The following is a 14,273-nucleotide window of genomic DNA, read 5'->3' as shown; positions in this document are numbered from 1 at the left end:
ACTTCCTTTTCTTTATCGTTCTAAAAGCCGTAAAGAGTCCGGCTTTCAAGTGCGATTTAAGCAAGCTTTAGTTCATTAAACAACTCAAATAGTTGATTCGATTTGTAAGGTTTCGGTAAGTATGCGTCCATCCCTGCAGCAAAACAGTTTTGGATATCTTCTTCTAGCACGCTAGCTGTAAGAGCAATGATTGTGATTTTGTCGCTCCCGACTTCTTTCTCCCAACGACGAATCTCTTTTGTCGCAGTCAACCCGTCCATTACTGGCATCATGCAATCCATCAATATGGCATCAAACTGTTCGCCTGTGGTGATTGCCTCCAGAGCTTCCTGCCCATTGCTCGCGATGAGATAATCGTACCCTGCTTTATCTAGAAAGAAACTGGCTATCTTTTGGTTCATCAAATTGTCTTCGGCAATCAAAATGCGACGATGCGTGCGTGACTGATTAATATTGTGAATTACAGCTGATTGCGTGACATGGTAACTTTTTGCATTCTGCTCAACTTGAGCAAGCTCATCAATGGAATGCCTAAAGCGATTACCAAGAAATGGTTGAGTCAACACTGCATGAATTCGTTCTGAGTTGGTATAGGTGGTAGTGAGATGATGCTGACACACAATAATTCGGCTCGCGTCGGCATAACTCTCTAGCTCATCAATCGCTGAATCCAACTTACTTTTGCCATCATGGCAGTAAAAAATGACTTCAGATTCTCTTGCGGAAGAGGTCAAATCCTCAATGTGCTTAACCTCTGAGAGTTGTATTCCTGCTAAGCGACATTCTTTAACGATTTGATCGGTGTAAGGGTATTGGTCTGCGATGAGTATACCGGTTCGGATTATTTCTGAACGCCAGCCAACAATTGGAAGCACCTCCACTTCGATTGAGAATTCGAAACTGGTTCCAATCCCTTTCGATGACGTAGCGGTGAGTTTGCCCCCCATCATGGCAACCAATTGACGACAAATCGCTAAACCTAATCCAGTGCCACCAAACTGGCGCGAGATGCCTTCATCTTCCTGAGTAAAAGGTTCGAAGATGGTATTCAGTTTGTCTCGCTCAATACCTACCCCTGTGTCTGTCACTCTGAATGTTAAGAAAACGCTCTTTTGCGTCGTCGATTCTTGATAATCAACATCGACGGAAATGTGCCCGTCATGAGTGAACTTCACCGCATTCGAGACTAAGTTCATGATGATCTGTTTGATGCGGTGATCGTCGACCATAATGCGCGGAGGAATACGTTCATCCAGGTTGATGTTTAATTCCAATTGCTTAGACGTTGCCTTGGATTGAAATAAAATCATCGACTGATAGACGACCTCGCGAATGTCCGTCTCGATTAAGGAAAGCTGCAAGTGTCCGGATTCAATTTTCGACAAATCGAGAATGTCGTTTAGAAGAGTCAACAAGGTATGAGACGAAGTATCAATATCGGTTAAGACTTCTTTCTGATGATCGGAAAGATCACTTTGCGACAGTATCTCCGTCATCCCAATAATGCCATTCAGAGGCGTTCGTATTTCATGGGACATGCTGGCAAGAAAGACCGATTTTGCGCGGTTTGCAGAGATGGCTGACTCTTTGGTTTTAAGAATCTCTTCTGTTTGTCGGTTTTGCTCTTCCATCATGCGATTGACTTGCTGCGCGAAAATGGTGAATTCATCATGACCGTCAACGGCAACCTTCTCTCCTTTCACATGCTCATGGATGAGAGTGTTGAGAGAGTGAATGATAGCGTCCAGTTTGCTGTGCACTCGATACCAAGTACCAAACCCCAACCAACACAATAAGACGATGATAACCATGACTCCCGATGTCATCAGCGTGATGCTTTGTTTTTGAGAACTGACTTGGACTAATAGCGCACTCTCGACTTGCTGAGTGAACCCTTCAGTTATCACTTGTAAACGTTGCACGCGGTGGTCGAGGTCTCTCAGATAAGTCACATAGTCCGATTGCGACAACTCACCAGCCATCAAACGTCCACGAGCTTCAATGCTAGAGAGATAGCGCGGCGATGTGTACAAGCTCAGTAGTTTATCAACTTGCTCATTTGAAGCCCCTAACTTAAGGAACCCTTCCAAACTTTGCTGTTGTCGCTCAATTGCTTGGAAAAACATCCCTTGATTCGGCTTGCTTTCCGGCTCTAGCACCAAGCGATAGGTCAACCATGCCTCTTTTTGCGTCCAATAAGAAAGCTGTGCGAGATAAGCAATGAAGTCTTGCATCCAATGCGCCTCGTCACTTTCGAATAGATGGTAATGCTGAACCAGCGCTTCAGACATTTCCTGTAAGAGACGAAATGACCAATCTCCCGCATCCACACTGCCACTTATGTCACCAGAGATCACATCTAACATGGCTTGCTTTAAATCATCGGAGTACTCAAGGTATGGCTGTTTTTCATGAACTTGTCATAAATGGCGAGCGCTTTATCTCGTTGAACTTTAACTTCAATAGGAAGAGGCTGTTCTTCTCCATATTGGTGACGCTCTTTCTCCATCTCGTATACAAAGTGAGAGGCTTCTGAAATCAGCTTTAAGCCTTGGATATTACTGACGGTTTGGTTGAGTCTGGCGACTCGTTGGGAGTTAACAGAGAATTGGTGAACGGCGAACACAGAAATAACCACCGCAGGTAACAGTGCGAGTAGAGCTAAACGTAATTTTATAGAAAGTTTTATCATCCGTTCGCCCGAGTTAAGAAAAGGCCCTCGAATTAATACTAGACTACTTTCATAGATTGAATATGAACTTATGCGAAGGGTTTTATTGGCGCTTTTGCTTCGCTTATCTGCTCAAATAGGCAAAAACAACACTTAGAGCCCTTTGTTGCACCAAGGTTAACCAAACAAAAAGTGTGACTGCTTGCAAAATTTTGCAGCATCATTTTTAAACAGATTTGGTTAAATCGACTCATACCATTGGTGAATCCCGAACTACCGCTAAAAAGCGCCTAAAACGTTTACTATTTTCGTGTTAAAGATAACAAGAATCACAAAAACCAAATGCACCCTATCATTGTTACAACCTTCATATTTGAAACGATCCTTTATCATCGCGAATTAAGTTTCATATTTGTAAAAAGTCAATCCCCATCAAACCCTGCCTTAGTCACATTAATCGACCATCAAAAAGACGATTCACGACACTTTAAACTGGATTTATTTTTCCTAGCAGAATAAGACCTCCACCCGTACAATCCGCACACATAATTATTACAACCCAATTACAAAACACCCTCACTTCACGCTCTACCGTTGAGGTAACAGCAGAAAGTAAGGTCAGCCCCCAAAACGTGAAAGGTCCAAAACAACAATGAGTCCAGAGAAATATCTCCAAGACTGGCAAACTAGCCAAACGATTGCTGAATCTATCTCCCCTCTTATTGGTAAGCTGTATCGTCAAAAAGGAATCGAAGTGGTTCTGTTTGGTAAAACACTTATCAACGCAACAACCATAGACATTCTCAAAACTCACCGCATTGCAAGACGTTACACCGGAAGCCCTCTCTCTCTAGAACAAACCATGCCAATCATCCAAGCATTGTGCGAAATGAGCATTTCATCTTGCCGCGTAGATGTTGGTCAGCTTGCTGGTATGTACTGGAAAGATCACGAAGACACAGCTGCACTTAACGACTTCTTACACACCGCTTTACATGGTGCTCGCGATGCAGATTCATCTCTGGCTGCTCGTGATGTGGTGCTTTATGGTTTCGGTCGTATCGGTCGCCTATTGACTCGCCTGCTGATTGAAAAGAGCGGTCCTGGTTACCCACTGCGTCTGCGTGCAATTGTTGTGCGTGGCGGTAAGAAAGGCGACCTAGAAAAGCGTGCTAGCTTGCTGCGTCGTGACTCTGTTCATGGACAATTCAACGGTAGTATCGTGATTGACGAAGAGCGTAAAGCGCTGATCGTGAACGGTAACTACATTCAAATCATTTACGCTAACAGCCCAAGTGATGTGGACTACTCGGTTTATGGCATCAACAACGCACTTGTTGTTGATAACACAGGTGTTTGGCGTGATGCTGAAGGTCTTAGCCAACACGTAGCTTGTAACGGAGCAGAGAAAGTACTGCTTACTGCACCAGGTAAAGGCGACATCAAGAACGTCGTATTTGGTGTGAATGAATCTGTGATTCAAGAAGATGACACTATCATCTCTGCAGCGAGTTGTACGACTAACGCCATTACTCCGGTTCTAAAAGCACTTAACGATAAGTACGGCGTGCTTTCTGGCCACATTGAGACCGTTCACTCTTACACCAACGATCAAAACCTAATCGACAACTTCCACTCGGGCGATCGTCGTGGTCGCAGCGCTTCATTGAACATGGTTCTGACATCAACGGGCGCTGCGAAAGCGGTAGCAAAAGCACTTCCAGAACTTGCAGGTAAGCTGACAGGCAACGCAATTCGTGTACCTACTCCAAACGTATCAATGGCAGTTGCGAACCTAAACTTAGGTGAAAATGTAGACCGTGATTCGCTAAACGAATACCTACGTGAAATGGCATTAAACTCTGAGCTTTCTGCACAGATCGATTACACAGATTCGACAGAAATCGTATCAAGCGACCTAGTTGGCTCTCGCCACGCAGGCGTAGTAGATGGCCAAGCGACCATTGCTCAAGACAAGCGTTGTGTACTGTACATCTGGTACGACAACGAATTCGGTTACAGCTGCCAAGTTGTGCACTGTATGGAACAAATGATGGGCGTTCGTTACCAAACATTCCCTCAATAAGGTGAACCTTGCTCCACAACGTTAACCACAATGTGTAACGAGCAACACCCCAGCATTTGTTTTAAATAATAAGCGCCTTGCGCATTACTAATATACTTCCCCGCTTATACGCCTGATGACCCTCAGGCGTTTTTTCGTTTTTAAGACACTTTGACATTCCTCAGACAAATCGATACGAAATTGAACGGTATATTCATGTTTCGTTCATATTCAAACTCGTAATATGAACCCATAGATTGAAAGAGAGGTCATGATTATGAATCGAATTATCGTTACTGCACTAGCACTGATTACTGGCTTTTTTACTTTGGTATTCAGCCTAATCATGGCGATTCCATTGACCATCGCTGCACTGATTACTGGTAAACGTATTGAAAAGCGCGTGAAGCAAATGCAACAAGAAATGCATGAAGAGTATGAATTCAATACGGGCAAATCCGACGCGATTGAAGGCGAGTTTGAAGAAGTTCGTCGCTAACGCTTCTGAAGGTTCCACACTCCCCCTATGTTCCTGAGCAACCTTCTTTGCTGACATCCTATCTCGTTAAGAGTTAGGATGTTTTTTTGTCTGTAGAAAAAACCAATGGCAAAATTAGAGTTTGTTCTCTTGGGCGTTTTGCTTACTAGCTAAATCATAACCTTCATCCCAAAGCTCACCATCAGCACCTGTATAAGGGTTCGCCACTTTTGGCTCACCACACAGAAAAGCAGCTTTTCCTTCACCGCGAATATCTTCAATCTTGCTCCTGATATACGAAGAGGATTCAGGATCAATTTTATGCATGTACGATCGAATTAAAAACGCACAGCTAACGGTAAAAAAGAATAGGCTTAGAAAACCCATCGAACTCTTTCCAGTCAGAAAAAACCAAGCTAAAAAAAGCAAGCCAGTCAATAACGCAGCAGGAATCAAGCCAAGTGTTTTTTTCACTTTTCTCTCACTTAAATCAAGATCTTGTTTAAACCCATTTGTGCGGCGGGTAAGGGAAATCCATTTGTTCGAACAAGTTATCTAGGTGTTATATGCGACCAAATTAGTCACTATGTTAAATACACTAGTTGAATGATGATTCTAGCTAGAGACTTCACTGTCAGAGTAGGGAATCTCACCAATAATACCTGATTTATGAACCAAGGTAACATTTATTGATAATAATCTTTTTAACTATAGCGCATGTCAAATGAATGCGAATAATTCATAAAAAAATCAAACTAATTAAACAAAAAAAGCAGCCAATTTAGGCTGCTTTTGACAAGCTGAATGATGATCAAATCGTCACAACCACGCGCACTGCCAGCAGCATTAAAACGATGCCAGATAGTCGGTCAATCAATACCGCCTTTGAGCGAATACGGTCCACAACGCGCGAATTCGACAGCACCAATGTGATGAAGGTGTACCACAAACCATCGACGACGAACGGGGTCGCGACGATGATCATTTGGTTACTTAGATCGTTACCTAGCGCCACAAACTGACTGAACAATGCGATGAAGAACAGAGCAATTTTCGGGCTTAGAATCGAAATAAGAAAGCCTTCTCGCGCCGATTGTAAAACCGTCGTCTCTTCACCGGATTCGAGCTTCGCTGCCACACCACCTTTTGAGCGTAATGCATTGAAACCGAGATACGCCAAGTAAGCTGCACCTGCCAAACTGATAGTCTTAAATAGCAATGGGCTTTGTTGAAGTACCACTGCCAAACCTATCAAGGTAATGAACGCATAAATACCAATACCAAACGCGTGCGCCCATGCGGTAGCCAAACCATTCATGCGGCCACCAGCTAACGAGTGCTTAGCTACAATCGCTAAACTCGGGCCTGGCGACATTGCACCTAGTAAACACACGGTAAAAAGTGATAACCAAACTGTTAGTGTCATAAGAATCTCCCCTCTTTGACGCTAATCTATCAACGTAACAGGTATAATTAGAAATCAAAGTTTTTCATACTAACCATGATTTAAAATCATAACCTAATAAGGCATTTATTATCGGATGGAATACTCTGAAATCTGCATGACCGAACGAATCTCTTCGCGCACCCATTTATGCGCCGGATCCGTATCGTATTTTGGATGCCACATTAACCAATACTGATGAATAGGCGTTTCGAGAGGCAGTGCTTTATGGGCTAAGTCCCAATGCTTCGCAAGATTGACCGCAATATGTTCTGGAACCACCATCAGATGCTCACTAGAAACTAAGCGATTAATGGCAGCAGAGAAAAACGGCACTTTGAACGTAATATGACGTGTATGCCCTAGCTCTCTTAAGGCTAAGTCGGTGTACGAATCTTTGTCCCCACCGCCTGTGACTTTAATGTGGGAGTAAGAAATTAAATCTTCAACACTGATACTGTCTTGCTTTGCCAACGGATGAGAAGCTTTCATCAAACAAACTGATGAGTCTTCACCAATCTTCACACTGGATACACCCTGAGGCTTCTCTGGATACATGGAAGACGCGATATGAATACCAGTCTCATGAAGCTTATCGAGAAAGTCGGGCTGCCATAGTCGGTACGCCATATCTAACTGAGGAGCAAAGCCACTCAAGTGAGAAGCAATATCGGGGAGTACGTATTGGGCGACATAATCACTCGATGCAAATACTAACTCCGCTTTCCAATCCTCAGGTTCAAAAGGCTTGTCATCGAGAAGGTGATCGAATTCTGCTAATAAGTCATCTAGCTTCCCTTTTAGAAGCAATGCTCTTGGTGTTGGAATGAGTTGGTTACCCTGTCGAACCAATAAAGGATCGCCGCACAATTCACGTAACTGCGCTAATTGACGGCTTACTGCCGATTGAGTGATGTGCAAACGCTCTGCAGTTCTGCTCACATGGCACTCTTCAAGCAATACATGCAAAGAGCGCAGCAGATTCAGGTTAATGTTATTCAGCACGTTCTACCCATTTCGCGCGCCAATCTGCAGCGGCATACTCTTCTGGCCAATATTCAACTTGCTTGCAAATCAATCCATCTCGCACAGTGTGAAAAGTAATCGCGCGATCAGAGCGAACCCCATCGCTAACTATCACATCAGTGACCACCTGTTCGCCTTCCCCCACAATACGTTCAATCGTAAAGGTCCACTCACCTTCTGCTGGGTAAGCAGAGTTCAATTGGGCAAAATTCGTTCTGCCACGAATCACTTCTTTTGTCAGTGGCCAAACAATTTCACAATCGGGCGAAAGGAGCTCTGCTGCCGCATAGAAGTCATTGCTTGCCATTACTTTCCAGAAATTGAGGACGATATCTTTCTCGGTCATTTTACGAACTTGCTCCCTGTGGTATTGAAAAACTCCGTTAACACGGTATGTGTCATCACGTTACGAAGTTCTGGATAGCTTTGGATATAGTCTCGAATCTCGTTGAGGCGAGCGATATTTGGCACTTCGACGAATAACATCATATCGGTTTCACCACTGATCGCATGGCACCATTTCACGCCATCGATTTTATACAGATCATTCGCGTAGTTATCACAGTGATGGCTAGAGGCTGATGTATCAAATTTCAGCGCCATATACGCGCAAATCGTCGACTCTTTCGATGTCGCAATATCGGCATGATAGCCAAGGATCACTTGGTCTTTTTCAAGCTTTTTGATTCGTGCGGTCACTGCAGAACGTGACAAGTTAACTTGCTCTGAGATTTCAGTAATAGAGAGACGGGCGTTCTGCCTTAAGAGGTCTATGATCTGATGATCAAATTTGTCCATAACATCACCAAGCTTTCCTTAATTTTGTCATTCTACTCAATTACAACTTATTGAAAACCGACAATTTGCGGTTTATCGGCAAAACAACCGTCATTTTGACGGTCGACAACATCATTTTGCTGTGCAGAATTTAGATATGCTTATGGCTTGCATTACCTAGACGTTCAGAGGTCGTTATGGAACAACTCAAAAAAGACATTACGCTGATATCCGGAATCGGTCAGCTCTCAACAACCTTAATGGGCACGGGTCTATTTATGATCCCAGCGATTGCCGCTGGCATTGCAGGTCACTTCTCGCTTTGGGCTTGGATTATCTTATTTATCGCTATTTGCCCTATCGCCCTTACCTTTGCTCAATTAGGCAAACGCTACCCAAGTGCTGGCGGCACAGCATTTTTCGTCCGCAAAGCCTTCAACAGTAAGCTAGAAAGCAGCGTGGCGTGGTTGTTCGTTAGCGTCATTCCTGTTGGTGTACCTGCCGCTGTCGCACTTGCTGCAGGCTTTTTACAACAACTGTTACCAGAGTCCATTAGTAATCACCTTTTCGCTCAAATTCTCACGGTCGCTCTGTTAATGGTGGTCAACTTGCTCGGCACCAAATCATCAGGTCGCTTACAAACCATTATCGCACTGAGTATTTTTGCTCTGGTCGGTGCATTTCTGTGGAAAGGCGATGTTGGTTCTGTCGATTTAACCATGCCTGCAATTACGATGGATTCAACGTGGTCGATTGCAGCAGCTTTGGGCGTGATGTTCTGGTGTTTTGTTGGAATAGAAGCTTTTGCTCATATGGGCGAAGAGTTTAAGAACCCACAACGAGACTTTCCAATTGCGATTATCGTTGGCTGTTTTGTCGCAGGCGCGACCTATTGGGCATGTTCTGTTGTGATACTAAAATTTGGTGCTTACGGCAGTGCAAAGTTCGACAGTGCATCGATTCCTTGGCTAAGTGCCCATCTATTTGGTGATCACGCCAAATGGCTAATCAGTGTTATCGGTTTCTCTGCGTGTTTTGCAAGTGTGAACCTCTACACTCAAAGCCTAGCTCGAATGGTGTGGGCGCAAGCAAGAGAACACAAACCAACCAGCGCTATCGCGAGAGTGTCAGTTCGAGGTGTGCCAGCCAATGCCACGTTAATCGTCGGCGCTATATTGCTTGCTTCTTGTATTATTGGCTCGCTATCCGGATTGGATTTGGAGTTCTTCCTTAAGCTTGCGAATGGTATTTTTGTTCTGGTCTATCTTCTAGCCATGCTTGCTGCTTACAAATTGCTACAAGGTTGGGGAAAGATCCTCGCGGGAATTTCTCTTGTGTTGTGCACCGCAGTATTCATTTGCTTAGGTTGGTCTATGCTCTACGCCGTTACTATTTTTGCCGTGATCTCTTTACCTTGGAAGCAATGGCGAAAAAAGCACACTAGACGGGTGACTGAATAAGTAAAACAAATCCCCAAAAAAAGAAGGAGCCAAATGACTCCTTCTTAAGTTTTAACGATAGTTTACGCCGTCTCTATTTTTACGCGGAAGAAAATGGCGTAAAACAACGGGATGACAACCAAAGTAAGAATCGTGGCAAAAAGTAAACCAAACATGATGGTCACCGCCATGCTCTTAAAGAATGGGTCAACCAACAACGGGGCAACACCCAAAATAGTCGTAAATGCGCCCAGTAGAACCGGACGAGCACGGCTTAGTGCCGCATCAATAATCGCGGTATACGGTGTTTTACCTTCGCGAATTTCAACATCCGCTTGGTCCACCAATACAATCGCGTTTTTCACCATCATACCAATCAAGCTTAAGAAGCCGAGAATGGCCATAAACTCAAACGGGGTTTGGAAGATGATAAGCCCCACGGTGACGCCGACAACCGCGAGCGGTGCCGTTAGCCAAATCACCAATGGCTGACGCAGTGCGTTGAACATAAAAATCACCGAAAGAATCATCGCAGCAAACCCGTATGGCGCTGAGATAACTAGCCCTTCATTGGCATCTTTCGACGCTTTATATTCCCCATACCATTTCAACTCGTACCCTGCTGGCAGCTCGATGGCTTCAATTTGAGAACGTACTTGCTTGAATGCATCCGCTGTTAATACACCCGGAGCTGGATCCGCTTGCACCAGAATCGTCGGCATGCGGTCAATTCGACGCAAAATGGCATCTTGGTATACCACATCCACAGAGTTCACTAATTGACTTACCGGAATATAAGCACCAACCGTTGGGCTGAAAACTTCCGTATTTTCAATCGCACGTTGGTGGCTTCGCTCACTTTCTGGCGCACGGACAACGATTGGGATCAAATCATCTCCCTCTCGATACACGCCCACGTTTCGGCCTGTTAGGGTTTGCGCGATGGCTTGATTAATTTCCATCGTTGTCAGCCCATATCTTTGCGCTTCTTCGGCAGAATATGCAGGGCGAAGCACAGGAACTTGTTGACGCCAATCATCCTGAACCGCTATCAAGTTGCTGTCTGCTAGCATGATGGCTTTCGCTTGCTCTGCCAGTTGACGCAACACCGCACTATCAGGCCCTTTGAAACCAGCTTCTATCTTCTTACCGCCTCCGCGACCAAGCATGAACTTCCACACTTTGATGGACGCATCTGGGTATTTGGCTTCCAACTCACCTTGTAGCTCACCCAGTAATGGAGCGATCTTTGTGTAATCGTCGATATCAATCAGCAGTTGACCGTAACTTGGGTTACGAGCTTCTGGCGCGTAGGTCAACATGAAACGTAAGCCGCCACCACCAATAAAACTGGTGATGTTGGTAATTCCCTCTTTGGCTTTCACATCTTGCTCAATACTCGCAACCACAGCTTCAGTACGTTTGATATCAGAGCCTTGCGGCAAGTAAACATCCACAACAAATTGCGGGCGTTGAGATTCCGGCATAAAGCCCGGTGGTACAAACTTCACGCCCCAAATTGCTGCTGTCATCATTCCCAGCAACAGTGCACAACTGATGATGCGATATTTCAATACCCATGCGAGCAGTGACTTGTAGCTTGCCACGACGCGACTAGGCTTCTTATCTGCATTTGCCGCTTTTACTTTGAGGAAATCGTGACACAGCATTGGTGTTACTGTGACTGCGAATACCCAACTAAGGAGCATTGAGTAAAGGATCACCCAAAACAGAGAACCTGCGTATTCCCCCATGTCTGAAGGCGATAAACCAATCGCACTGAATGCACAGATACCAACGACGGTTCCTCCTAACAAAGGCCACTTGGTTGCATCGACAACTTCAGACACCACAGCATTGCGATCGGCGTTTGGATCTTGTTGAAAACGAACCAAAATACCGTCGGTCACTACAATCGCATTATCCACCAGCATACCCAAGGCAATGATCAACGCCCCAAGAGAAATACGCTGCATTGCAATATCTTCAATGAGCATGATGCATAGCGTGCCTGCGACCGTTAGTAGAAGAACGAAACCGATAATGACACCCGAGCGTACCCCCATAAACAGCAGAAGCACGACGAATACAATGCCAACCGCAGCGATCAAGTTGTCGATAAAGTTCGCCACAGATGCGCGTACAGAGTCTGACTGCATCGAAATCACATTCAGCTCCATACCCAATGGACGCTGACTTTCCAACTCGGCCAAACGTGCTTTAACTGCGTCTCCCATATCCACCACGTTACCGCCGGATACGTTGGAGATACCAAAGCCCACAGCTCGCTCACCGTTAAAACGCATCAACATGGTTGCTGGTGTTTGGTAACCGCGAGTGATGTCTGCAATGTCGCCTAAACGAAGTACAGTATTGTTGTTACCCAGCCCTACTTGTAGGTTTTTCAGGTCGGCAACAGAGTCAATATTGGAACTTGGGATCACAGGAATGCGCATCGCATTGGTTTCGATGCTGCCAGCTACTGTGACTAAGTTTTGCTTTTGCAGAACCTGAAACACTTTCTCAACTGATACACCAAATTCGGCTAAGCGCTCACTTGAGATTTCCACGAAGATGGTTTCTTGCTGTTGTGCCAGCGTCGCTGTTTTCGCAACACCCGGAACAAGTACGATTTCACGGCGTAAACCATCGACATAATCTTGCAATTGCTTATCACTGAAGCCCTCACCAGTAACGGCAAAGAACAAGGCATACACATCCGCAAAGTCATCATTCACAATTGATGGCCCAGCTCCCGGTGGAAGCTGACGCTGTACATCTGTCACTTTGCGGCGAAGTTTATCCCATACTTGTTGTAGCTCAGCGGCGCTGCCTGCAAACTCCAACTTGATCTCGACCGTGACCTCTGACATTCCTTGCATCGAGACGGATTTCACTTCTTTGACTTCTTGCAAAGCTTGAACAGCGCCTTCGATAACATCGGTCACTTCATCAGAGACTTCCTGTGCGGTCGCACCAGAGTATGGGGTTGCAATCACCGCCTGACGAATAACAAATTCAGGGTCCTCGAAACGGCCTAGCTTGAGGTAACTGATGTAACCGCCTAACAGTATCAGAGCAATCAGCACCCAAACACTCGTTCGCTTGGCTATGGTATAACGTGCAATGTCCATCATTGTGCTCCAGCGCGATCATCCGTGTAAGGGCGAACTTCCATACCCTCTCTCACACTTGATACCCCTGCAATGATCACCTTCTCACCCAACGAAAGGTGTTCCGTGACAATAATGCGATCTTTGCTGAGCGCGCCAATTGCCACATAACGCTTCTGTGCTTTGTTGTCATTACCAACTACCCAGACAAATTGCTTGCCTTGGTTATCTGGGACAATAGACGTCAGCGGTAAAGTAATTTGTTGATTCTGAGCTTTACCAGAGGAAGAAACAGGCAACACTTTCACCGCCATTCCCGGTAATACATGGAAACCGTTCAAGTGTTCGAAGCCCAACACAACCGGATACGTCTGAGACACAGGGTCTGCGACGGTCGCAACTGTACGCAGCTTTAATGGAAAAGATTGACCTGGAATGGCTGAGATTTCAGCAATCGCTTTAGTCTCCTCTTTACCAGAGAGCATCACTTTATGCGGAATGTGGATGACCACCTCAAGATCATTAATATTATGAACAATCAAAATCGGTACATTTGCTTGGACCTGAATGTAGTTGTCAACCAACTTGCGACCAACCACACCATCAAAAGGAGCAAAGATCTGGGTGTATTCTAGGTGACGTTTTGCATCTTCCACGCGTGTACGAGCAAGGTTATAGCGTGTCGTGATGGTATCTAGGTCAGCCTTTGAAATTGCTTGGCTTTTCTTAAATACAGCTTGAGCTCGCTCGTACTCACGAGACACATTCTCAAACTCTAGTTGCGCTGACACCAATGCATTTTTTGCATCTCTATCATCTAAGGAAGCAAGCAGTTGCCCTTTGCTTACTTCATCTCCTTCCTTAACGAAAATATTGGTCAGTTTTCCACTTACTCGGAAAGCAAGATCTGCACTATCTGCAGCACGCACGATGCCATTAAAGCTGAGCTCCGTTGCTGACTGGGTACTAACTACCTCCGTAAGTGCAGGCTTAGCAGTAGGGACAACCACTGAAGGATTCGCCTCACTACCACAGCCGCTAAGGTTAATAACGGACATCAACAATGCCGAGGTTACACTCAATTTAAGAACTTTTTGGCCAACTTTTGCTACGACCATAGATACTTCACTCCAAGAGCGTGACCGATAAACCTACCGGCCAACAGTTATGTGACAACTTTGTAAAAAGGTAAACTTCGGAGTTTATTTTAAGGCCAATTCAACACAGGGTAAACTCAAAAGTTTACCTGTTTGTATCAAT

General features: G+C 45.0%; 10 protein-coding genes and 1 pseudogene. 3 read left to right on the top strand and 8 right to left on the bottom strand.

Translation table 11 applies throughout. The annotated features are described in order from the left end of the window. Positions 1–56 precede the first annotated feature (56 nt). A pseudogene (locus KJB05_RS21470) lies at positions 57–2,692 on the bottom strand (ATP-binding protein). Positions 2,693–3,323: 631 nt separating this feature from the next. On the opposite strand from KJB05_RS21470, the gene KJB05_RS21465 reads away from it, so the two are divergent. Then, positions 3,324–4,757, top strand: coding sequence for a glyceraldehyde-3-phosphate dehydrogenase (locus KJB05_RS21465; RefSeq protein WP_208445087.1), 1,434 nt, complete (start codon positions 3,324–3,326; stop codon positions 4,755–4,757). Positions 4,758–5,013: 256 nt separating this feature from the next. After that, positions 5,014–5,235 carry a hypothetical protein gene (locus KJB05_RS21460; protein ID WP_005442428.1) on the top strand — a complete coding sequence of 74 codons (222 nt, stop codon included), beginning with the start codon at positions 5,014–5,016 and terminating at the stop codon, positions 5,233–5,235. 114 nt (positions 5,236–5,349) lie between these two features. On the opposite strand, the gene KJB05_RS28795 is transcribed toward KJB05_RS21460, so the two are convergent. The 5 genes from KJB05_RS28795 to KJB05_RS21435 all read right to left on the bottom strand — a co-directional run bounded on the left by KJB05_RS28795 (position 5,350) and on the right by KJB05_RS21435 (position 8,482). Further along, complete coding sequence (locus tag KJB05_RS28795) at positions 5,350–5,688, bottom strand: hypothetical protein (protein WP_244142924.1); 339 nt, start codon at positions 5,686–5,688, stop codon at positions 5,350–5,352. 337 nt (positions 5,689–6,025) lie between these two features. Further along, the gene (locus tag KJB05_RS21450; protein ID WP_009704775.1) at positions 6,026–6,640 is read right to left on the bottom strand and encodes a LysE family translocator; all 615 of its coding nucleotides are present in this window, start codon (positions 6,638–6,640) and stop codon (positions 6,026–6,028) included. A 108-nt stretch (positions 6,641–6,748) separates the two neighbouring features. Continuing rightward, positions 6,749–7,663 (bottom strand): LysR family transcriptional regulator, encoded by a 915-nt coding sequence (locus tag KJB05_RS21445; protein WP_208445088.1) that lies wholly within the window; start codon positions 7,661–7,663, stop codon positions 6,749–6,751. Further along, complete coding sequence (locus tag KJB05_RS21440; protein WP_039839780.1) at positions 7,653–8,030, bottom strand: nuclear transport factor 2 family protein; 378 nt, start codon at positions 8,028–8,030, stop codon at positions 7,653–7,655. Before KJB05_RS21440 ends, KJB05_RS21445 begins: the two co-directional genes overlap by 11 nt. Next, a complete protein-coding gene (locus KJB05_RS21435) occupies positions 8,027–8,482 on the bottom strand; it encodes an Lrp/AsnC family transcriptional regulator (protein ID WP_005442432.1) in 456 nt (151 codons plus the stop codon). The genes KJB05_RS21440 and KJB05_RS21435 overlap by 4 nt, the downstream gene beginning before the upstream one ends. A gap of 176 nt (positions 8,483–8,658) precedes the next feature. On the opposite strand from KJB05_RS21435, the gene yjeH reads away from it, so the two are divergent. Further along, on the top strand, positions 8,659–9,921 hold the full coding sequence (yjeH, locus tag KJB05_RS21430; protein WP_208445089.1) for an L-methionine/branched-chain amino acid transporter: 1,263 nt from the start codon (positions 8,659–8,661) through the stop codon (positions 9,919–9,921). A 62-nt stretch (positions 9,922–9,983) separates the two neighbouring features. On the opposite strand, the gene KJB05_RS21425 is transcribed toward yjeH, so the two are convergent. Both KJB05_RS21425 and KJB05_RS21420 read right to left on the bottom strand, forming a co-directional pair. Next, on the bottom strand, positions 9,984–13,034 hold the full coding sequence (locus KJB05_RS21425) for an efflux RND transporter permease subunit (RefSeq protein WP_208445090.1): 3,051 nt from the start codon (positions 13,032–13,034) through the stop codon (positions 9,984–9,986). Beyond that, a complete protein-coding gene (locus KJB05_RS21420; protein WP_208445091.1) occupies positions 13,034–14,131 on the bottom strand; it encodes an efflux RND transporter periplasmic adaptor subunit in 1,098 nt (365 codons plus the stop codon). The genes KJB05_RS21425 and KJB05_RS21420 overlap by 1 nt, the downstream gene beginning before the upstream one ends. Between the last annotated feature and the right edge of the window lie 142 nt (positions 14,132–14,273).

The organism is Vibrio sp. B1ASS3 (assembly GCF_905175355.1).
Classification (GTDB): Bacteria; Pseudomonadota; Gammaproteobacteria; order Enterobacterales; family Vibrionaceae; genus Vibrio; species Vibrio owensii.
Note: the sequence above shows the minus strand (reverse complement) of the source record. Positions and strands in the feature narration are given on the sequence as shown.